The following is a 20023-nucleotide window of genomic DNA, read 5'->3' as shown; positions in this document are numbered from 1 at the left end:
GGCCCTGCCTGGCGGCTTGAAGTTGTGCGCTCTCGCGAAGAAATGCGCCGGGAAGCCTATGGTTTCCTGCCTGATGGGTGATTCGACAGCGCTTGCCTCAGCAATTGTGCGGTGCTGCCCTATACCTTTTTTGGCTTTTGGGCAATTTGTTTTACAAAAACCTGCGGCGTTAAAACCAAAAGCGCCGGGACGTTCAAAAGCGCCATCAGGCCGTTAAACGCATCACATACATTTAAAACGCCGAGAAACGGCGACATGCACCCCAAAAAGCAGGAAAGCGCCGAAAACGCCATGTATATTCTTTTTTCCGCCGCGCCTTTTTTCGGCAATAAATACAGCAGCGCGTCCATACCGTAGCAGCTCCACGCCAAAACCGATGCAAACGCGAAAAGCGCCACGCATACGCCGGCAGAAAGCTCGCCGAACCGCCCCAAAACGAGCGAAAACACCGAAAGCGCCGCTTCCGGGGAAAAATCACGCACGGGTGACACCAGCATGCACAGCGCCGTAATTGTGCACAGCAGGATTGTGTCGATAAACACCTGCAAAGCGCCAAGTGTACCGATCTGCTCCGGAGTCTTATTTTCCGTGCGGAACGTCGCGAATGTACCGCTGCCAAGGCCCGCTTCGTTTGTGAACACCCCGCGCGAAATACCCTCACGCATGGCTAAAATCATGCCGCATACGCCGCCCGCACCGGCTTTCAGCGAAAACGCACCTTTCAGCATATTCCGCACCGCGCCGGGGATATGGCTTCCGCGCAGAAGGAGCACCGCGGCGCACAACGCCAAAAACAGCCCCGCCATGAACGGCACAAGCTTTTCCGTGACGCGCACGGCTTTCGGCAGGCCGCCGCGCACGCAAAGAAGCAAAAGCCCCGCAAATACAACGCCCGCAAGCACGCGCGGCACACCCATGGGCACCAGCACCGACGATGCCGCGCCGGTCTGCGCCATGGTGCCCATGCCGAGCGCCGAAAGCACACAGCCTGCGGCATAAATTTTTGCGCCGTGCCGCCCGAACGCCTTCTGCACATAGCCGATCGCGCCGGGGGCGTTTTTCGTGCCGAATTTTGCCGCCAAAACGCCCTCGGCATATACGGTCATCATGCCGAAAAACGCCGCGATCCACATCCAGACAATCGCGCTCGCGCCGCCGACCAGGATTGCCGCCGCAACACCCAGAATATTCCCCGTGCCGAGCGAGCCGGCAAGCGACGCCGTCAATGACTGAAATGCGGAAAATCCCCCACAGCGCTGCGTGCCGCACAATGCCCCGCGCGTCATGCGCGGCAGCTTTGTCACCTGCATGAACCGCCCGCGCAGCGTGAACCACACGCCCGCAAGCAAAATCAAAAGCAGCACGTGCGGCCCCCACAAAACCGCTGTCAAAACACGGACAAACGCCGAGAAACTCTCGTTCACAGCGCGCAGTTCATCTCGAGGTACACACACACTGCGCGGGTGAGTGCTTCGGCAATCACGGTGATATTGTTTTTGATCCACGCTTCGTCCTCGGCGTTGTCATGGTACGCGATCTCTACGAGGACCGCCGGTGCGCTCGTTTTCGTGATCTCCGCAAGGCGTGTCGTCGCCACTGTGCTCACAAGGTCGGGGTCGGGGTAAATTTTCCGCAGTTCATCGGCAATAAGCTCCGCCGCGCGCTTGCCGGAAGCGCTGTACGGATAATAGTACACATCCGGCCCGCGCAGCTTCCCCGCCAAATTTGACGGCCCGGCGTTCGAGTGCAGCGCCAAATGCAAATCGTAATTCCCGGCGTTCGATTCGCGTATCGCCTGCCCAAGCGACGTGTTCGGCGTGTTGCGCACAACGTTGATGCCGTTTCGCTCCAGCATGGGCACCATGTCGTCCGCGATGCGGTTCATCCAGTACTGCTCATCGCCCTCTGTCAAATACTTATTGTGCGGCTGAATGGACGGGCTTAAATAGATTGTCGGCATAAGAAACCTCCTACATCACGCTTTCAAAATGTGTTCAAAAAACGCCTCGCTGTTCACGCCCGATGGACGCAGGTAGCGGCCGAGGTAATATAAGCTTTCCGGGGCACGCGTGACGGTGTTGATGCGCTCCTCGCACGAAAGCGTGATTTTAAACCCGAGGTTTTTGATAATCTCCGGCTCTCCCTCACTCACTGCGCCGAACGGATACGCAAACAGAACAGGCTTACTTTGCAGGTTTTCTTCTGCTTTCTGCTGAAAAAGCGTCACGTCTTCGGTGAGAAGCTTCGTGTAGTCTTCCGGAGATTCCCCGGAAAGCTGCTTTGTTCCGAGCCGCGCGCCGTCCGAGCTGTGCAAGTCATACGTGTGGTTCGCAATTTCCACCACGCCGGAAGACTGCATTTCGCGCAGCATATCCCATGTGCAGTGCGCATAGTACGGGCTTTTGTCCGGCGTTTCGGTGTAGAGGTCGGCGTATTTTCCGATGGGAGAAAGCACAAATTTCATGCCGTACCGCTTTGCGGTGGGATAAGCGTATAAGTAGTTATTGTAATACCCGTCGTCAAACGTCAGCAAAATCGGTTTTTCAGGCAGCGCGGCGCCGTTTTCTGTGTAGTTTATGAGGTCTTCGGATAAAATTGCCGTGTAGCCGTTTTCCGAAAGCCACTTGAAATCACTTTCGAGCTCCTCCGGCGAAATGACATATTTGCCAAGGCGCGAAGCATCGTCCATGACGGCGTGATACATGATGACCGGCACGCGCACGCCGGGGTCCTCCGCCATGACCGTTAAAACCGCGCCGAGCGCCCCGATGGCGCCGAGCGTCAGCACTGCGGCCGCCGTTCTGCGCAGCCATGCGGGCAAAAAGCGATAAAACGCACCGACTCTCGGCACACGATGCGAATGCAAGCTCAAAACGCCGTACATACACCTTCCCTCCTTTGTGCCATATATACGCGCCAAAAGGGGGTTATATGCAAAAGCCGCGCTCTGCACAGAGGATAACATCCATGCAGAGCGCGGTTTTTCAAAGTTTATAAAGCTTTATAAAGCCCTGTATTTTATTTTTCGGCTTTGACCAGAAGCATCATCGGGCGGCGCAGCTCGTCTTCCATACCGGGGACATCCATCATGCCTTCGGGCGGCACGGCTTCCTCTACGGCTTTAAGCGTAAAGCCGCTGTTCAGCACGCCCATTAAAATCTGCTGCAGCGTGTGATGCTGCTTTTTTACGATGCAGCCGAGGAAATTTGTGACCCGCTCGCCCGGCATGAAATACTGATCGATCGGCCAGTAAAGTATTTTTCCGTCTTCGCTGTAAATCCAATCCTGATCGACACCTGCCGTAAATGACGGATGCTCGATATTAAAAAGCAGCGTGCCGCCCGGCTTTAAGGTTTTATAAATCTTCCTGAAAACGGTGTCCAGATCTGCAATATAATGCAGGGCAAGGTTTGAAATCACGCAGTCCCATGTGTTTTCGGGGTATTCATAGTCTTCGATGCCGCAAAGACGATATGTGACGGCTGCGCTTCTCGTGCGCCATGCGGCTGACTCCAGCATTTTCTCGCTCAGGTCAATGCCCAGCACCGCTTTGGCACCCTGCTCAGCGGCATAACGGCAGTGCCAGCCGTAACCGCAGCCGAGATCCAGAACGGTTTTGCCCTCGAGCGCCGGGAACAGCGGCCGCAGCTGATGCCACTCTCCGGCGGCCTCCAGGCCGTCTACGCTGCGCGCCATTTTTGCGTATTCCTCAAAGAATGTTTCGTTGTCAAATTCGCTTTCCCTTTTGTGTTTCTCCATTTTGCACACTCCGTTTCCCCACCGATCTTTTGGATAATTATAACACGGTTTTTCATGCGGCGCAAGATTGGCGCTCTGCAAAAGCCGAGCAGCCGCCCTGTCCGGAAAACCGGGCAAAGAACGGCTGCTCGCTTGGCTTTTCTATTTTCAAATCACGGGGAACTCTGCGTTTTCTTCCGGCATGTCGTCGTATTTTTCGGCGGCTGCCGCTTCGGTCTCTTTTTCTTCTTCCGCAGCAGGATTTTCAACGGATTTTTCCGTTTCTGTAGAAACTTTAGGCTCTGCTTCCGTCTCTTTTTCGGAAACCGGCTCTTCCGCCTTCGGCAGGTGCGACGAGAAGAAAGCATACAGGTCTTCGTAGACCTGCGCACTGTTCATCTCGGTGATGAGCGCGTGGCGGATGCGCGGGTAAAGCGTCAGCTTCACGTCGTGCCCGGTTTTATTCAATTTATCAAACACACGGCGCACACCCTTGCCCATATCGCCCACGGGATCGTTTTCGCCGGAGATGAGCAAAATCGGCAGGTCTTTCGGCACACGGCGGTACCACTGGTCGGTGTTGATGGCGTACAAAAGCGTGCCGAGGTCGATATACCCCTGCACCGTGAGCGGGAAGCCGCACAGCGGGTCGTTTACAAAGCGATCCACTTCCTCTTCCTTACTCGTCACCCAGTCGTAATTTGTGCGGTTGGGCCTGAATTTCTTGTTGTACGGGCCCGTGGCGATCTTCTCAAGCGATGGGATTTTCGCCCGTGCGCCCTTTGTCTTTTTCAGCATGTTGAGGTACGCGCGCTCGGCTTTCCACATGGCAGTCGAAATGCCCGCGCTGGTACCCATAAATACCACCGCCGTGAGGGAGTTGCCGTAGGCGGCCGCAAATTCGCGTGCGATGAACGAACCCATGCTGTGTCCCATGAGAAAATACGGCAGCTCGGGATATTTTTCGCGCATGATGCTCTGCAAATTGCGCTGATCCTCGACGACATTATAGAGGCCGCCCTTTTCGCCGAAATGCCCATAGAGCGCGCCGGAGGTCACGCTGCGGCCATGGCCGAGGTGATCGTTGATGACAACGACAAAACCGCGCTGCGCCATGTATTCGCAAAACGGTTTATACAACGCACTATGCTCCGCCATGCCGTGCGAAATCTGCAAAACAGCCTTCGGTTCGCCGTCCGGCTCATACAGGCGGGTGAAAATTTTGTTATGTGCCGTGCTGGAATCAAATGTAAATTCGGATACCTTCATGCAGCTTAATCCTTTCGGTTTGTGATTTTTATAGAAAAGTCAATTATCAAATAATTACCGTAAACACGCTCAGCGTATGCAGCACGCTGCCGGCTAAGACAAACAGGTGCCACACGGCATGCATGTACGGCACTTTTTTGCCGAGGCCGTACAGCACCGCGCCTACGGTGTACGCCACGCCGCCCGCGATGAGACAGTTTAATCCCACACCCGGCATTTTTGCCGCGACCGTATTAAATGCCAGTACGACGACCCAGCCCATCATCAGGTAGCAGATCATCGAAACGACCTTGAATTTTTCCATATTGACGGCGTTTAAAATAATGCCCAGCACCGCCGCAGCCCACACGGCCGCGAACATGACGATGCCCTGCCTGCCCTCGATGCAGCATAACGTGATGGGCGTATAGGTGCCTGCGATGAGCAGATAAATCGTGCAATGGTCGAGCACGCGAAACACCTTTTTCGCGCGGTTCACATTCAATGCGTGATAGAGGGTGGAGACCGTGTAGAGCAAAACCATTGTGCCGCCGAAAATGCTGACGCTGACGACGTTCACAAGACTCTTTTCGCAGAACCACAATAACATAACGAGCGCCGCCGCACCGAACAGCGCGCCCACACCGTGTGATACAGCGGAGAAGATCTCTTCCCCAAGCGAATACAGCGGCAAAGACAGCCGCATCCTGTCTTCCTTATGCCAAACCTTTCTTGCACCGTAACCGGCGTATGCCGTCTGCATATCCATACGTTTCACCCTTTCTCCGGGGACCTGCCCCGATTCTTTATTTTAAAACTGTTTTTTATTTTTCTTTTATATGGTTTTCGATACCAGATATATTCATATTATAATCCGCATGTTTCAAAATAGCAAGGGATAATTTGTGAATTTTCTTCGCAGATGCCCCCAAAGCTGTAATTTTCAGTCTATTTAGCGCTAAAAAGTCTATTCGGCTCCCTTGTTGCACGCCTGCCGCACACAAAACTTATATTTTCTAACAAAATTTTTGCTCAACACGATTGACTTTTTGTATCTGTGATGTTAAAGTTAAATCACCGTCATACTATGGGTTTGGAAAGCCGTGTCTGTTTCCGGGCTCATACCGTAAAAACCTGTGTGTTCATGGCGTTCGGCAGCGGGACACAAAACAAGCGGTTTTTGCGGCATACACGCTGTGAAGGGCTCGAAGCTTTGGCTTCGACCCGTTTTTCTGTGCCGATACTAAACACCCGGCACAGTGTGAGGTGCGCAAAAGGATGTCCATACCGCCGGGAAACCGCGCGGGCAAGAAGCAGCTTGAGGTGTGGCCGACTTCTCCTTTTTTGTTTAGACAAAATGCGCACCGGAAAGGCAACCGGTATATTGTGAAAAAGGAAAAACGCACGACCATTCTGCGGTTTTACTCCTTTACAAAGGGACTGCGCCACAATTTTGTGCTGGCGCTGCTCACCATGGCGATCTCGGTCTTCGCCGGGTACATGACACCGCAGATCATCCGCGTGACGGTAGACTCCGTCATCAACGATTCCCCGTTCAACCTCCCCGCGTTTTTGGCGACACAGATTGAAAACATGGGCGGGCGGGATTTCTTACGTCAAAATCTCATTTTATGCGCCTTAGCGTCGCTTTTGTTCGCGGTGCTCGCGGGCATTTCCACGTACCTTTCGCGCATGAATATGGCAAAGGGCTGCGAAGGCACCGTGACGAAGATCCGCAACACGCTGTTTTCGCACATTCAGCGCCTGCCCTACGCATGGCACAACAAAAACCAGACCGGCGACATCATCCAGAGATGCACGCAGGATGTCGACCTCATTCACAACTTTATCAACGACCAGATGATGGAGCTTGTGCGCGTGGTGTTTCTCATCGTCGTCTCACTTGCTTTGATGTTTGCCATGAACGCAAAGCTCGCGCTTATCGCCTTTATTTTTATCCCGATCGTCGTGGGGTATTCCATGATCTTCTTCGTCATCGTGGGAGACCGCTTCCGCATTGCGGATGAAGCCGAAGGCAAGCTGACCGCCATGGTGCAGGAAAACCTGACCGGCGTGCGCGTGGTGCGCGCGTTCGGCCGCGAGCGCTTTGAAAAAGACAAATTCAATAAGCAGAACGACCTCTTCTCCGACCTCTGGGTGCGCCTCGGCCACGTGATGGGCGTCAACTGGGGCATCGGCGATTTGCTTTCCGGCATTCAGGTGTTGACGATCATCGCCGCCGGCATCGTGTTCGTCGTGGACGGCGCCATCACGGAGGGCGAATACCTCGCGTTCGTCGCGTACAATTCCATGCTTGTGTGGCCTACACGCAGCCTCGGTCGTCTTTTGAGCGAGCTTTCAAAAACCGGCATCAGCTCCAAGCGTATTTTTGAAATTCTCGACGCGGAGCCGGAAAAGGATGCGGAAACCCCCGTTACCCCGCCCATGGACCGCGACATTGTGTTTAAGCACGTCAACTTCTCCTACGGCACTTCCGGCGAAGTGCTGCATGACATTGACCTCAAAATTCCCGCAGGCACCACGCTCGGCATTTTGGGCTCCACGGGCAGCGGCAAAAGCACGCTGACCTACCTTTTAGACCGCCTATACGAGCTGCCGGAAGGCTCCGGCGAGATCACCATCGGCGGCGTGGATATCCGCAACATCGCGCTTTCGCACCTGCGTGGCAATATCGGCATTGTTTTGCAGGAACCGTTCCTGTTCTCAAAGAGCTTTAAGGACACCATTTCGGACGGTTCCAATCGCCACGATATTGAAAGCGTGCGCAAGTATGCCCGCCTTGCCGTCATCGACGACACCATCGACCGCTTTGCCGAAGGCTACGATACGCAGATCGGCGAGCGCGGCGTGACGATCTCCGGCGGTCAGAAACAGCGCGTCGCCATCGCCCGTATGCTCATGCAGAACACGCCGATCAAAATTTTCGATGACTCTCTTTCCGCCGTGGATATGGAAACCGACGCGAAGATTCGCGAATCCATCAACAAAAACGTGCGCGGCACAACGATTTTGATCGCCCACCGCATCACGACCATCATGAATGCCGACCAGATCATTGTCATGGATAAGGGTCGCATCGTGCAGCGCGGCACGCACGAAACGCTCTCGAAGGAAGACGGCATCTATAAACGCATTTACGACACACAGCGCTCGGCTACTTAAGCCGCGCACGGGGTATTTACCAATATGAAAATCAAAAACAAATCCTTACAAACGTGGGCAAAGCTGCTTCCGTTCCTTGCCCCGTATAAGTGGCAGATGATTTTAATCATCGCACTGATGATCCTCGGCGCCTGTTTTGACATGGTGCAGCCGCTTTTTTCCGGCTACGCCGTGGATAATTTCATCGAGCCGCGCACAACGGAAGGCCTCATTCCCTTCACGGCCGTTTACCTTTCCATGGTCGTCGTGCAGACCATTACAACCATTTTAATGGCAATCTACGCCTTAAAGGTTGAAATGTACTTAGGCCGCGACTTAAAGCGCAAGCTTTTCGACCATTTGCAGACGCTCGACTTTTCCTACTACAACACAACGCCCGTCGGCACCATTATGGCGCGTTTAATGAGCGATACCGGCAAGATCGGCACGGTTTTGGCGTGGAGCCTTGTGGATATTTTCTGGAGCTCCATGTACGTGCTTGGCTGCGTTGTCATCATGCTGTTCGTCAACTGGAAGCTCGCACTCATCCTCATCGCGATTATCCCGATCATCGCCGTCATCACGGTCGTGTTCCAGAAGAAAATTTTGGCAGTGAACCGCCGCGTGCGCGCCATCAATGCCGAGGTCACCCGTCATTATAACGAAGGCATCTCCGGCGCAAAAACATCCAAAACGCTCGTCATCGAAGAAAAGAACGACAAAGCGTTCGAAAAAGTCGCGGAGGACATGCGCTCCACAACGATCCGCGCCGTGCGGTTAAATGCCGTGTATATTCCGATCATCAGCTTTCTGACCGCCATCGGCGTTGCGATGGTCCTGAATCAGGGCGGCAACATGGTGCTGTTCGGCGACATCACCGTCGGCGAAATGACCGTGTTCATCAACTATGCTTTGATTATTGCCGACCCGGTACAGCAGCTTGCGCGCACCATCTCGAATTTTATTTCCACGCAGGTCAACATTGAGCGTGTCTCCGCCCTTTTGGAGCGCGAGCCGCTCATCAAAGATACGCCTGAAGTCATTGAAAAATACGGCACCGCATTCGACCCGAAAAGAGAAAACTGGGAGCCGATTCAGGGTCACATCACGTTTGACGACGTGACGTTCCGCTACCCGGACGGCGTAGAAAACGTCTTAGAACATTTTTCGCTCGATATTCCCGCCGGCACCACGGTCGCCATTGTCGGCGAAACGGGCGCGGGCAAAAGCACGCTCGTCAACCTTGCCTGCCGCTTCTTTGAGCCCACTGAGGGCCGCATCCTCATTGACGGCAAGGATTATCGCGAGCGCTCCATGCTGTGGCTGCACTCCAGCATCGGCTACGTGCTGCAAACGCCGCACCTCTTTTCCGGCAGCGTGCGCGATAATATCCGCTACGGCCGCTTAGACGCGACGGACGAGGAGATTGAGGCCGCTGCAAAGCTCGTCAGTGCACATGACGCCATCATGCACATGGAAAACGGCTACGACAGCGACGTCGGCGAGGGCGGAGACCAGCTGTCCACCGGCGAAAAGCAGCTCATCTCGTTTGCAAGAGCCGTGCTGGCCGACCCGCGCATCTTCGTCTTAGACGAAGCCACCGCGTCCATCGATACCAAAACCGAGGAGCTCATTCAGCACGCCATTTCGACGCTGCTTGAAAACCGAACCTCGTTCCTCATTGCGCACCGCCTCTCGACCATCCGCCACGCCGACCTTATTTTGGTTGTCCGCGCAGGCAAGATCATCGAGCAGGGCACGCACGAAGAACTGCTTCAAAACAAAGGCTACTACGCCGATCTCTACAACAAACAGTTCGAGCAGGAAAACGTGAAGCATGTGTTTGGGGAATAATACGGTGTGTTCCTAAAACAACCGATTTTTCGGAACATGAAAAGACCGGCGAAAACCACAGCGTTTTCGTCGGTCTTAATTTTTTTGCGTTTTAATACTTTCTAAACCGCTCATACCGCTCTTTTAAAAGCGTCTCGGTGTCTTTTTTGCACAGCTCGTCCGTCTGCACGGCAAGCATCTCTTTCACTCGGCTGAAAAGCTCCGCCTTCGTTTTGCCGGATTCACTGATGACGCGTTCCACAACGCCAAGCTTTTCCATGTCCTGCGCGGTAAGATGCAGGCACTCTGCGGCTTCCTTCGCTTTCTTTGCATCTTTCCAGAGAATGCTCGCGCAGCCCTCCGGGGAAACGACGGAATACACGGCGTTCTCCAAAATCCACACGCGGTCCGCAACCGCCAGCGCAAGTGCGCCGCCGCTGCCGCCTTCACCGACCAAAATCGAGATGACCGGCGTTTTCAGCCCGATCATTTCCACAAGGTTTTCGGCAATGGCCTGTCCCTGCCCGCGCTCCTCTGCGCCGATGCCGCAGAACGCGCCGGAGGTATCCACAAAGCAAATGACCGGGCGATGGAATTTCTCTGCCTGCTTCATCAGGCGCAGCGCCTTTCGGTAGCCCTCCGGGTTCGGCGAACCGAAGTTGCGGTAAACCTTATCCTTTGTGTCTGCGCCTTTTTCGATGGCGATGACCGTCACCGCACGGCCGCCGAGCGTCGCGATGCCGCCGATGACCGCGGGGTCATCCGCAAAACGGCGGTCGCCGTGCAGCTCAATGAAATCCGGGAAAATATTCTGAATGAAGCTGAGGCCGCTCGGGCGTCCCTTGCCGCGAGCAAGTTGAACCTTTTCGTATGCCGTTGCCATTATGCTTCAGCCTCCTTTGTCTCACCTGCATCCGCCTGCTGTACGCAGGCATCCTGTTTGCCCTCGTTGTGCAGACGCAAAAGCCGCGCGATCACTTCACGCTGCCGACTTCTCGGCGTGATGAGATCAATAAAGCCGTGCTCCAAAAGGAACTCCGCGCGCTGGAAGCCCTCCGGCAGCTTTTTGCGGATGGTCTGTTCAATGACACGCGCACCGGCAAAACCGACCATTGCACCCGGCTCCGCCATGATGATGTCGCCGTCCATGGCAAAGCTCGCCGTCACGCCGCCCGTTGTGGGGTCGGTCAGCACGGTGAGATAAAAGAGCCCTGCATCGCTGTGCAGGCGTACCGCGCCGCTCGTTTTCGCCATCTGCATCAAAGACAAAATGCCCTCCTGCATTCTGGCGCCGCCTGCCGCCGTAAAGCCGATAACAGGCAGACGGTGCTCTGTGGCATACTCAAACAAACGCGTGATCTTCTCGCCGACAACCGTGCCCATGCTGCCCATCATAAAATGCGGGTCCATGCAGAACACGGCGCAGCCTTCGCCCATTACCTTTGCGGTGCCGCAGACAACGGCTTCCTTTTCTCGGGTCGCAAGGCGCGCGCTTTTCAGTTTATTTTCATAGTTCGGAAACTCCAGAATGTCATGACTCGTCATGTCGGCATCGAGCTCCGTAAACGTATCGTCGTCCGCCAAAAAGCTGATGCGCTGGCGTGCCGTCATGCGGAAATGGTGGCCGCAGCGGCAGACGTTCAGGTCGTCCCAAAGCTCGGAGACCGGGGTCTGCGTGCCGCACTTCGGGCATGTCATTGTGATCTCGTGCTGCTCCTCCTGCGGGTTTTTCAGTTGTTTTCCGCCCTTTTCCAGCTCATTCTGGGGCGAGCGGAACAGACCCATCAAATTCATAACGGTCTACTCCCTTCGGTAAATGAACTTCCTCAGCCCTCACGGTTTTTGATGAAGTCCGTATAATAATCTCCGCTGTGGAAAACGGGGTCGCGGATAATATCGATCTGATCTTCAATGTTGTTTGGCAAACCGCCGATGACAAGCTCGCACAAGGCAGACTGCATCTTGCGTATCGCTTCTTCTCTTGTCGAAGAAAACACAATCATCTTGCCGAGCATGGAATCGTAAAACGGCGGCACCTCGTAGCCCTGATATAAGAACGTATCAAAGCGCACCCACGGGCCGGACGGAATGTGCAGGAAATTCACTTTGCCCACGCCGCCCGCGTTGATGCGGCACTCGATCGCCGCGCCGCGCACTTTAATGTCTGCCTGCGTGCAGTCAAGTTCTACACCCGCTGCAATGCGGATCTGCCACTTTACAATGTCTTTGCCGGTGACGAGCTCCGAAACCGGATGCTCTACCTGAAGGCGCGTGTTCATTTCCATAAAATAGAAATTCTTGTCGCGGTCCATCAAAAATTCCACCGTACCGGCGTTTACATAGCCCACGGCTTTCGCCGCTTTCGTCGCCGCCTCAAACAGCTCGGCGCGCTTTTCCTTTGTCACACCGGGCGAGGGGGATTCTTCAATCAGCTTCTGGTTATTGCGCTGAATGGAGCACTCGCGTTCGCCAAGGCACACCACGTGCCCCTGCTCGTCACAGAGCAGCTGCACTTCTATGTGTTTTGCCGGGTAAATGTATTTTTCCATGTACATGCGACCGTCACCGAACGCCTGCTGCGCTTCGCTTGATGCCGTTTTAAACGCCTGTTCCAGCTCGTCCTCGGTCTTTACAAGTCGAATGCCCTTGCCGCCGCCGCCTGCCGATGCTTTTAACATGACAGGGTAGCCGATCTCCTTTGCCGCCTTTTTTGCTTCGTCAACATTTTCCAAAATGCTGCTGCCCGGAATAATCGGCACGCCGGACACTTTCATCAGTCTGCGTGCGGCGTCCTTATCGCCCATGCGGTCGATGAGTTCGCCGGACGGGCCCACAAACGCGATACCGTACTTTTTGCACAGCTTCGCAAACGAAGCATTTTCCGCCAAAAAGCCGTAGCCGGGGTGAATGGCCTGCGCTTTCGACGCAATGGCCGCGCTGATGATGCGCTCCTGATTCAAATAGCTGTCCTTCGCCGCCGCCTCGCCGATGCAGATGGCTTCATCGGCCAGCGCCACGTGGATAGACTCCGCGTCCGCCTTGGAATACACCGCCACGGTGCGGATGCCCATTTCCTTGCAGGCACGAATAATGCGCACCGCGATTTCGCCGCGGTTCGCGATAAGCAGTTTTGTAAACATAGCCTGTTCCTTTCCGCCGGGCTTACGCCTTGACGAGCGCAAACGAGAACTCTGCCGAAACGCAGACCTTGCCGTTTACGCGGCCCGTACCCTTTGCAAAATAGAACATGCCGCGCTGGCGCACAAGCTCGCACTCGGTCTCCAGTGTATCACCGGGCTTCACCATGCCGCGGAACTTCACCTTATCGAGGCTCGTAAACACCGGGGTCATGCCCTCCGATGCACCGTCTGCGAGCAGCACGCAGGCGCTCTGCGCCAGCATTTCGCACTGAATCACGCCCGGTACGATGGGGTTGCCCGGAAAATGGCCCTGCAAAAAGTATTCGTCACCGCGGATGTGGCACTTGCCGAACGCTTTGCCGTCAACGAGCTCCACTTCGTCTACGAGGAGCATCGGCTCGCGGTGCGGCAGGATCTTTTTGATCTCTTCCTTGTTCATCTAACGTATTCCTTTCCACGGAAAAATCCCGGGGACGCGCATTTTTTGGGCGGCGCTCCGGGAGCTTTTCATCTTAAATAATGCGGAACAACGGCTGGTCGTATTCGACGACCTGCCCGTTGCCGACGCAAATCTCGGCAATCTCGCCGTCCATTTCGCTGTTGATCTCGTTCATCAGCTTCATGGCCTCAATGATGCAGAGCGTGTCACCCTTGTGCACCGTGTCGCCCACGGCGACGAACGGCTTGCTGTCCGGAGACGGCGCGGCGTAAAACACGCCTACGGCAGGGCTTTTTACATAAACGCCCTCTTTCTCCTTTACTTCCGCAATGGGCTCCGTCGTGTGCATCTGCTCCGGCACGGCGGGCTGCACGGCGTTCAGGATCGGCGCCGCCTGCATGACCTGCGCGGCGCGCTCAATGACGATATTTTCGCCGTTTATTTCCAGCTTCGTCAGCTCGTTCTGCTTGACGATCTCCGCCAAAGCCGCAATATCTTTAATATTCACAAACGTCCCTCCGTTGAATCAAGCGGTATTTATCCGGGTATTCCCGCAGATGCCCTGCGGTGTCGTACCCTATATTTTACTACAAAACCTTGCGAATTGCAATACAAGCGTTGTGGCCGCCAAAGCCGAGGGAAACGGACAGGGCGAGGTCAAGGTCAACCTTTCTCGCTTCGTTCGGGCAGACATCAAGGTCGCAGTCCGGGTCCGGCTCTTTGTAGTTGATGGTCGGCGGAACGATGCCCTCTTTCACCGCCAGCGCGGAAGCAATGGCCTCCACCGCGCCGGCCGCGCCCAACATGTGGCCCGTCATGGACTTTGTAGAGCTGATGACAACGTCATATGCGTGCTCGCCGAACGCCTTTTTAATGGCCAGCGTCTCACTGCGCTCGTTGAGCGGCGTGCTGGTGCCGTGCGCGTTGATGTAAATTTTCTCGTTTGCAATGTCCGCGCCCGCTTCTTCGTATGCCATGCGGATGGCTCTTGCGCCGCCGTTGCCCTCCGGATCCGGGGCAGTCATGTGATGCGCGTCGTCCGTAGCGCCGTAACCCACGATCTCCGCGTACATTCTCGCGCCGCGCGCCTTTGCGTGCTCATATTCTTCGAGAATGAGCGCCGCGCCGCCCTCGCCCATGACAAAGCCGCTTCTGCGCTTATCAAACGGGCAGCAAGCGTCTTCCGGGTCGGGGCAGGTGGTCAGCGCCGTCATATTGCCGAAGCCCGCCACGCCCACAGGGACGATGGCTGCTTCCGCGCCGCCGGCGATGATGGCATCGAGATAGCCGTGCTTAATGGCGCGGTACGCTTCACCGATCTCGTTGTTGCTCGTCGCGCACGCCGTGGTGATCGGCAGGCAGGAGCCCTGCGCGTTGAACTTAATGGCGATGTTGCCGCCCGCGATATTCGCAATGAGCATCGGGATAAAGTACGCGGAAACGCGGCGCGGGCCCTTTTCGTTCAGCGCCGTCATCTGATTGGAGAACGTCTGGATGCCGCCGATACCGGAACCGAAATACACGCCGAAGCGCTCCGGGTCGATCTTGCCCATGATCTCGCTGTCGTTCACCGCCTGCGTTGCCGCCGCGATGGCAAACTGAGAGAACGGGTCGTTCTTGCGCACTTCGCCCTTATCCATGTACAGCAGCGGGTCAAAATCCTTGACCTCCGCCGCCACATGCGCTTTAAAGTCCGTGGAGTCAAACTTCGTGATTTTCGTGATGCCGCACTTGCCGGCTTTCAGGTTTTCCCAGAACGTATCCACATCGTTGCCGATCGGGGTAACTGCGCCGAGACCCGTGATAACTACTCTTCTTTCCATATTTTTCAGGCTTCCGAAACGGAAGCACTCCTTTCTCTTGAAAGTTTTGAACCGATTTATCTTTTTACGTTGAAAACTTAATCAATAAGAACTTTTCAAGCCCGTAAAATCTCAAAGTTCACAGGTTTTAAATAGCCAAACCGCCGTCTACCTTCAGCACTTCGCCCGTAATGTATGCCGCGCTGTCGGAAGCCAAAAACGCCACTGCCGCCGCAATATCCTCCGGCTTGCCCATTCTGCCTAGCGGGATGCTGTTTAAAAGCGGATTGTTGTCGCCGAGATTTTCTGTCATGTCCGTCTGGATAAAGCCCGGCGCCACTGCGTTGCAGGTGATGCCGCGGGAAGCAAGTTCGCGCGCCACGGATTTCGTCAAACCGATGACACCCGCCTTTGAAGCGGAATAATTCGCCTGCCCTGCGTTGCCCATAATGCCGGAAACAGAGGAAATGTTGATGATTCTGCCGCTTTTCTTGCGGATAAAGCCGGAATAGCACGCGCGAATCATGTTGAACGCGCCCTTCAAATTCGTGTCGAGCACCGCATCAAAATCCTCGTCCTTCATGCGCAGCATCAGGCCGTCGCGTGTGATGCCCGCGTTGTTGACGAGAATATCGATCTTGCCGAGGTCGTTCGTCACCGCTTTCACGGTTTCGTTCACCGCGGCGGAATCTGCCACGTTGCACCGGTATGCTTTTGCGTTTACGCCAAGCGCCGTGATTTCGTTCACAACAGCTTCGGCCTTATCGGCGCTGCCTGCGTAGATGACCGCCACATTCGCGCCGTCTTCGGCAAGGCGCAGCGCAATGGCGCGGCCGATGCCTCTGGATGCGCCCGTAACGAGCGCCGTTTTGCCGTTTAAGCTCATGCGTTTTCTCCTTCTGCACGGATCGCCTGCACCGCTGCCGAAAGCGTCTCCGCGTCTTCCACGTTATATACCTTCACCGCGCGGCTCGTCTTTTTGATGAGGCCGCACAGCGTTTTGCCTGCGCCTACTTCAACAAACGTATCCACGCCCGCCTCAATCATTTTTTCAACGGTCTGCTGCCAGCGCACCGGGTGTGCCACCTGCTGTGTCAGCAGTTCTTTTGCCGTTTCTTTCGTGTACGGCTCCGCCGTGTAGTTCGCGTAGACCGGCACGGTCGGCTCCTCCACGTCCATCGTCTCCAAAACATCGTGCAGACGCGCAGAAGCGCTCTCCATAAACGGAGAATGGAAGCCGCCGCTCACATTCAGCGGTACGGCTCTGCCGCCGTTTGCGGCAACGTCGGAAAGGAAATCCGGCAAAGTCGTTTTCAGACCCGCCACGACGAGCTGACCCGGGCAGTTGTAGTTTACCGGGAACACGCTCTGATGCATGCGGCACAGCTCCTCAACCTTTTCGTTCGGCAGCTTCAAAACCGCCGCCATGGCGCTGTCTGCCTGCTCGGCTGCCGCCTGCATCGCTTCGCCGCGCTTTGTGACGAGCGAGAAGCCCTCTTCCGTTGTAAAGATGCCCGCAAACGTCACCGCCGCCACTTCGCCGAGCGAGAAACCCGCCGTCATGTCGGGCGTGATGCCCGCTTCACGCAACGCTTCTGCCGCCGCAAGGTCAACGCAGAACAGGCACGGCTGCGTGTTTTTCGTGATGCTGATCTTCTCCAAGGTGCCGGAGAAGCACTGGTTCTTCGTGCCGGGGCGGATGCTCTCCGCCGTGTCAAACACGTTCTTCGCCGCCGCGCTGTGCTCATAAAGGGACTTGCCCATGCCGCTGTACTGTGCGCCCTGACCGGAGAAAACAAAGGCTACTTTACCCATTTGGTCGCCCCCTTCAGCACGTCTTCCGCCTGCGTGAAGATCTCTTCGATGATCTCCTTTGCGGTCTGCTCTTTGTTCACCATGCCGGCGATCTGGCCCGCAAGGAAGCAGCCGGTCTTTTCGTCGCCCTCCACGGCCGCACGGTACAGAGAGCCTCTGCCGTACGCTTCAAGCTCCTCGTCGGAAATATTGCTGTACTCAAGCTTAAAATATTCCTTTGTGTACGGGTTCTTGATGCTGCGCACCGGGTGACCGAGACGCTTGCCGGTAGACATCGTCGCAATATCATTGGCCTTTAAGACCTTGTTTTTGTAGTTCTGGTGCACACCGCACTCCTTTGCAACCAAGAAACGCGTGCCGAGCTGCACGCCCACAGCACCCAGCATGAATGCTGCCGCCACGCCGCGGCCGTCGCCGATGCCGCCCGCCGCGATGACCGGAATCGTCACTGCGCTCGTCACCTGCGGCACAAGCGCCATGGTGGTCGTTTCGCCGATATGGCCGCCGCTTTCGCCGCCCTCCGCAATGACCGCACAGGCGCCCACGCGCTGCATCAGGCGTGCCATGCTGACGGATGCCACGACCGGGATAACCTTAATGCCGGCCGCAAGCCAGTCTTTCATATATTTGGAGGGGTTACCCGCGCCGGTCGTTACGACCGCCACTTTTTCCTCCGCGACCACCTTTGCCACCTCGTCCGCGAACGGGCTCATCAGCATGATGTTCACACCAAAGGGCTTATCGGTCAGTTCTCTTGCAATTTTAATCTGCTCGCGCAGGTACTCTGCGTTTGCGTTCATAGCGGAAATAATGCCAAGGCCGCCCGCTTCGGAAACGGCGCCTGCTAATTTGCCGTCCGAGATCCAAGCCATGCCGCCCTGAAAGATCGGGTAGCGAATGCCAAGCATGTCACAAATCGGTGTTGAGATCATAATGTTTTCCCCTTTCCGGCTTTTGCCTGTTGAAAACGTTTCGGTTTTTTTATTTTTGACTGTATGTCGTGTTTTTACCAGCGGATGATCATGGCGCCTGCGGAAAGGCCGCCGCCGAATGCCGCCAGAATGATGAGGTCGCCCTCGTGAATCTTGCCCGCGCGGTTCATCTCATCTAAGAGGATCGGCACACTCGCGGAAGACGTGTTGCCGTAGCGGTCGATGTTGATGCAGAACTTCTCCGGCGCAATGTCGGGGATTCTGCGTCGCGCTTCGTTGATAATGCGGTAATTTGCCTGATGCGGAATGACAAGCGCCACGTCTTCGCCCGCAACGCCCGCCGAAGCCATCAGATCCTTGATGTTGTCGGACATCGCCATAACGGCGAATTTGTACGTCTCGCGGCCGTTCATGTGTACGGACGTAATCTCGCTGATCTCGTTTTTGTACCACGGGGAACGGTCATAGCGCGTCGGAATTGTAATCACGTCGTCGCCGCCCTTTGTCATCAGGTGAGAGGCCACAAGGCCGTCGCCCTTGCCGAGCACCGCCGCGCCCGCGCCGTCGCCGAAGATGCAGCACGTGCCGCGGTCTGTCCAGTCGATGATACCGCTCATGCGCTCTGCGCTGACGACAAGCACGCGGTTATACGCGCCGCGGGAAAGGAAGCCCGCCGCCGTTTCCAACGCAAAGAGGAAGCCGCTGCAGGCCGCCGCAAGGTCAAACGCCGGGCAGTGCGCGCCGATGCGGTTCTGCACCATGCATCCCGTGCCCGGAGAAAGCGTGTCGCCTGTGATGGTCGTCGCAATGATGAGGTCGAGCTCATCGGCAGCGATACCCGCATTTTCCAGCGCGCGCTCGGCCGCTTTCACCGCCATATCCACATTCGTTTCCGTCTCGCTGATGTGGCGGGAGCGCACGCCGATGCGCTGTGTGATCCATTCATCGTTGGTGTCTACAAGCGCAGAGAGGTCGTCGTTCGTCACAACATGCTCCGGCGCGTAGCTGCCTGTACCTAAAATTTTAAAGCTCATAGTTTTCTTTCCTTTCCGGCCGAAAAAATTTCGGCAGCGCCGTAAAGGCAATATAATAACCTTGTTAAAGTGAATATTTGTTAAAAGTCTTTGATTAAACTTTCTTCGAGAAAGTCAGGAGGGGAGAGTTTATCGTCCGGTGGACGATGAACTCCGGGGAACCCTATCAAGGGGTTCCCCAATGATTTGCCGCGCAAATCATTGAAAGAAACTTAAAGAAATCACAATTTCGTCTGAAAATAAGAATTGATGCGCGTCATGGTGCGCAGAAGCTCCTCGCGTTCCTCTTCCGAAAGATCCTCGCAGATTTCCGCAATGATGCGCCGGTGGCAGCGGCGGTGGAACGCCTCCACTTTTTTGCCCTCGGGCGTTAACATCACCTGCACCGCGCGGCCGTCGCCGGGCAGGCGCTGCTTTTCGCAGTAGCCCTTCTGCACCAGCTTGTTCACCGCCACCGTAACGGAGGGCTTTGTCACCTTGAGCTGCTGGGCGATCTCGCTGACCGTCATGCCGGTTTTGCCTTTGGCAATGAGCTCGATCATGTGCATCTCGTTGATGGAGATGTTCAGCCGTTGTTTTTTCAGTTCGTTCTGCTCCAAGATCTGCACATTGCGATAGATCTCCACCAGAAGCTCGTTTGCTTTCGCAGAAAAGCCGGACATGCTGCACACTCCTTTCGCCCATTTGCGCCGTTTTTCGATAAATTTAGTTAAACAAACTAACGAACAACCGCTGATATTGTACTCGTTTCGCGGCAAAATGTCAAGTAAAACGCTTTCGCGCATTCTCTTTTTCCTTTGAAGTGCCCTTCTTTTCCCCGTAAAGTTATCCCGAAGCTGATACTGACTTGGGCTCTCTTGTAAGAATTCTGAAATAAATC

Annotated in this window: 19 protein-coding genes; 2 read left to right on the top strand and 17 right to left on the bottom strand. The window is 55.5% G+C overall.

What is annotated here, in order from left to right; all coding sequences use genetic code 11:
- Nucleotides 1-119: 119 nt before the first annotated feature.
- The 6 genes from R2K26_RS14845 to R2K26_RS14820 form a co-directional block, all read right to left on the bottom strand.
- Nucleotides 120-1424, bottom strand: a complete 1305-nt coding sequence (locus R2K26_RS14845) for an amino acid carrier protein (RefSeq protein WP_316523327.1) — start codon at nucleotides 1422-1424, stop codon at nucleotides 120-122.
- Entirely contained in the window at nucleotides 1421-1960 is a 540-nt protein-coding gene (locus R2K26_RS14840) for an N-acetylmuramoyl-L-alanine amidase (RefSeq protein ID WP_316523326.1), read from the bottom strand. Before R2K26_RS14840 ends, R2K26_RS14845 begins: the two co-directional genes overlap by 4 nt.
- Before the next feature lie 15 nt (nucleotides 1961-1975).
- Nucleotides 1976-2884: a polysaccharide deacetylase family protein gene (locus R2K26_RS14835; protein WP_316523325.1), complete on the bottom strand. Its 909-nt coding sequence runs from the start codon at nucleotides 2882-2884 to the stop codon at nucleotides 1976-1978.
- Nucleotides 2885-3018: 134 nt separating this feature from the next.
- A complete protein-coding gene (locus R2K26_RS14830) occupies nucleotides 3019-3759 on the bottom strand; it encodes a class I SAM-dependent methyltransferase (protein WP_396897265.1) in 741 nt (246 codons plus the stop codon).
- Between the two features lie 147 nt (nucleotides 3760-3906).
- Complete coding sequence (locus R2K26_RS14825) at nucleotides 3907-5007, bottom strand: alpha/beta hydrolase (protein ID WP_316523324.1); 1101 nt, start codon at nucleotides 5005-5007, stop codon at nucleotides 3907-3909.
- Between the two features lie 46 nt (nucleotides 5008-5053).
- Nucleotides 5054-5755, bottom strand: coding sequence for a hemolysin III family protein (locus R2K26_RS14820; RefSeq protein WP_316523323.1), 702 nt, complete (start codon nucleotides 5753-5755; stop codon nucleotides 5054-5056).
- Nucleotides 5756-6372: 617 nt separating this feature from the next.
- Here R2K26_RS14820 and R2K26_RS14815 point away from each other — a divergent pair.
- Together R2K26_RS14815 and R2K26_RS14810 are read left to right on the top strand one after the other, a co-directional pair.
- Nucleotides 6373-8169 (top strand): ABC transporter ATP-binding protein, encoded by a 1797-nt coding sequence (locus R2K26_RS14815; protein WP_316523322.1) that lies wholly within the window; start codon nucleotides 6373-6375, stop codon nucleotides 8167-8169.
- Between the two features lie 24 nt (nucleotides 8170-8193).
- Complete coding sequence (locus R2K26_RS14810; protein WP_176821006.1) at nucleotides 8194-10002, top strand: ABC transporter ATP-binding protein; 1809 nt, start codon at nucleotides 8194-8196, stop codon at nucleotides 10000-10002.
- Between the two features lie 91 nt (nucleotides 10003-10093).
- Here the strand turns inward: R2K26_RS14810 and R2K26_RS14805 are convergent, their stop codons facing one another.
- The 11 genes from R2K26_RS14805 to R2K26_RS14755 form a co-directional block, all read right to left on the bottom strand.
- Nucleotides 10094-10864 (bottom strand): acetyl-CoA carboxylase carboxyltransferase subunit alpha, encoded by a 771-nt coding sequence (locus R2K26_RS14805; protein ID WP_176821007.1) that lies wholly within the window; start codon nucleotides 10862-10864, stop codon nucleotides 10094-10096.
- Entirely contained in the window at nucleotides 10864-11766 is a 903-nt protein-coding gene (gene accD / locus R2K26_RS14800; protein WP_396897266.1) for an acetyl-CoA carboxylase, carboxyltransferase subunit beta, read from the bottom strand. Before accD ends, R2K26_RS14805 begins: the two co-directional genes overlap by 1 nt.
- A 41-nt stretch (nucleotides 11767-11807) precedes the next feature.
- On the bottom strand, nucleotides 11808-13121 hold the full coding sequence (locus tag R2K26_RS14795; RefSeq protein ID WP_316523320.1) for an acetyl-CoA carboxylase biotin carboxylase subunit: 1314 nt from the start codon (nucleotides 13119-13121) through the stop codon (nucleotides 11808-11810).
- Between the two features lie 22 nt (nucleotides 13122-13143).
- Nucleotides 13144-13560: a 3-hydroxyacyl-ACP dehydratase FabZ gene (gene fabZ, locus R2K26_RS14790; RefSeq protein WP_316523319.1), complete on the bottom strand. Its 417-nt coding sequence runs from the start codon at nucleotides 13558-13560 to the stop codon at nucleotides 13144-13146.
- 73 nt (nucleotides 13561-13633) lie between these two features.
- Nucleotides 13634-14068: an acetyl-CoA carboxylase biotin carboxyl carrier protein gene (gene accB / locus R2K26_RS14785; RefSeq protein WP_316523318.1), complete on the bottom strand. Its 435-nt coding sequence runs from the start codon at nucleotides 14066-14068 to the stop codon at nucleotides 13634-13636.
- A gap of 79 nt (nucleotides 14069-14147) precedes the next feature.
- A complete protein-coding gene (fabF, locus tag R2K26_RS14780; RefSeq protein ID WP_316523317.1) occupies nucleotides 14148-15383 on the bottom strand; it encodes a beta-ketoacyl-ACP synthase II in 1236 nt (411 codons plus the stop codon).
- 127 nt (nucleotides 15384-15510) lie between these two features.
- Nucleotides 15511-16248 carry a 3-oxoacyl-[acyl-carrier-protein] reductase gene (gene fabG, locus R2K26_RS14775; RefSeq protein WP_176821013.1) on the bottom strand — a complete coding sequence of 246 codons (738 nt, stop codon included), beginning with the start codon at nucleotides 16246-16248 and terminating at the stop codon, nucleotides 15511-15513.
- Nucleotides 16245-17177 carry an ACP S-malonyltransferase gene (gene fabD, locus R2K26_RS14770; RefSeq protein ID WP_316523316.1) on the bottom strand — a complete coding sequence of 311 codons (933 nt, stop codon included), beginning with the start codon at nucleotides 17175-17177 and terminating at the stop codon, nucleotides 16245-16247. The genes fabG and fabD overlap by 4 nt, the downstream gene beginning before the upstream one ends.
- The gene (gene fabK, locus R2K26_RS14765) at nucleotides 17165-18109 is read right to left on the bottom strand and encodes an enoyl-[acyl-carrier-protein] reductase FabK (protein ID WP_176821015.1); all 945 of its coding nucleotides are present in this window, start codon (nucleotides 18107-18109) and stop codon (nucleotides 17165-17167) included. The genes fabD and fabK overlap by 13 nt, the downstream gene beginning before the upstream one ends.
- A gap of 74 nt (nucleotides 18110-18183) precedes the next feature.
- On the bottom strand, nucleotides 18184-19143 hold the full coding sequence (locus tag R2K26_RS14760; RefSeq protein ID WP_316523315.1) for a beta-ketoacyl-ACP synthase III: 960 nt from the start codon (nucleotides 19141-19143) through the stop codon (nucleotides 18184-18186).
- A gap of 221 nt (nucleotides 19144-19364) precedes the next feature.
- Nucleotides 19365-19805: a MarR family winged helix-turn-helix transcriptional regulator gene (locus R2K26_RS14755; RefSeq protein WP_176821017.1), complete on the bottom strand. Its 441-nt coding sequence runs from the start codon at nucleotides 19803-19805 to the stop codon at nucleotides 19365-19367.
- Nucleotides 19806-20023 lie beyond the last annotated feature (218 nt).

It is taken from the genome of Neglectibacter sp. CSJ-5 (genome assembly GCF_032490475.1).
GTDB lineage: Bacteria > Bacillota > Clostridia > Oscillospirales > Acutalibacteraceae > Hominenteromicrobium > Hominenteromicrobium mulieris.
The sequence above is the reverse complement of the archived record's forward strand: the minus strand, read 5'-3'. Positions and strand labels throughout refer to the sequence as shown.

Excerpts from the sequence above, each read along its gene's own strand:
- R2K26_RS14840 (WP_316523326.1), bottom strand. The coding sequence starts at position 1,960 with ATGCCGACAATCTATTTAAGCCCGTCCATTCAGCCGCACAATAAGTAT.
- R2K26_RS14835 (WP_316523325.1), bottom strand. The coding sequence starts at position 2,884 with ATGTACGGCGTTTTGAGCTTGCATTCGCATCGTGTGCCGAGAGTCGGT.
- R2K26_RS14830 (WP_396897265.1), bottom strand. The coding sequence starts at position 3,759 with ATGGAGAAACACAAAAGGGAAAGCGAATTTGACAACGAAACATTCTTT.
- R2K26_RS14825 (WP_316523324.1), bottom strand. The coding sequence starts at position 5,007 with ATGAAGGTATCCGAATTTACATTTGATTCCAGCACGGCACATAACAAA.
- R2K26_RS14820 (WP_316523323.1), bottom strand. The coding sequence starts at position 5,755 with ATGGATATGCAGACGGCATACGCCGGTTACGGTGCAAGAAAGGTTTGG.
- R2K26_RS14810 (WP_176821006.1), top strand. The coding sequence starts at position 8,194 with ATGAAAATCAAAAACAAATCCTTACAAACGTGGGCAAAGCTGCTTCCG.
- R2K26_RS14805 (WP_176821007.1), bottom strand. The coding sequence starts at position 10,864 with ATGGCAACGGCATACGAAAAGGTTCAACTTGCTCGCGGCAAGGGACGC.
- accD (WP_396897266.1), bottom strand. The coding sequence starts at position 11,766 with ATGGGTCTGTTCCGCTCGCCCCAGAATGAGCTGGAAAAGGGCGGAAAA.
- R2K26_RS14795 (WP_316523320.1), bottom strand. The coding sequence starts at position 13,121 with ATGTTTACAAAACTGCTTATCGCGAACCGCGGCGAAATCGCGGTGCGC.
- fabZ (WP_316523319.1), bottom strand. The coding sequence starts at position 13,560 with ATGAACAAGGAAGAGATCAAAAAGATCCTGCCGCACCGCGAGCCGATG.
- fabF (WP_316523317.1), bottom strand. The coding sequence starts at position 15,383 with ATGGAAAGAAGAGTAGTTATCACGGGTCTCGGCGCAGTTACCCCGATC.
- fabG (WP_176821013.1), bottom strand. The coding sequence starts at position 16,248 with ATGAGCTTAAACGGCAAAACGGCGCTCGTTACGGGCGCATCCAGAGGC.
- fabD (WP_316523316.1), bottom strand. The coding sequence starts at position 17,177 with ATGGGTAAAGTAGCCTTTGTTTTCTCCGGTCAGGGCGCACAGTACAGC.
- fabK (WP_176821015.1), bottom strand. The coding sequence starts at position 18,109 with ATGATCTCAACACCGATTTGTGACATGCTTGGCATTCGCTACCCGATC.
- R2K26_RS14760 (WP_316523315.1), bottom strand. The coding sequence starts at position 19,143 with ATGAGCTTTAAAATTTTAGGTACAGGCAGCTACGCGCCGGAGCATGTT.
- R2K26_RS14755 (WP_176821017.1), bottom strand. The coding sequence starts at position 19,805 with ATGTCCGGCTTTTCTGCGAAAGCAAACGAGCTTCTGGTGGAGATCTAT.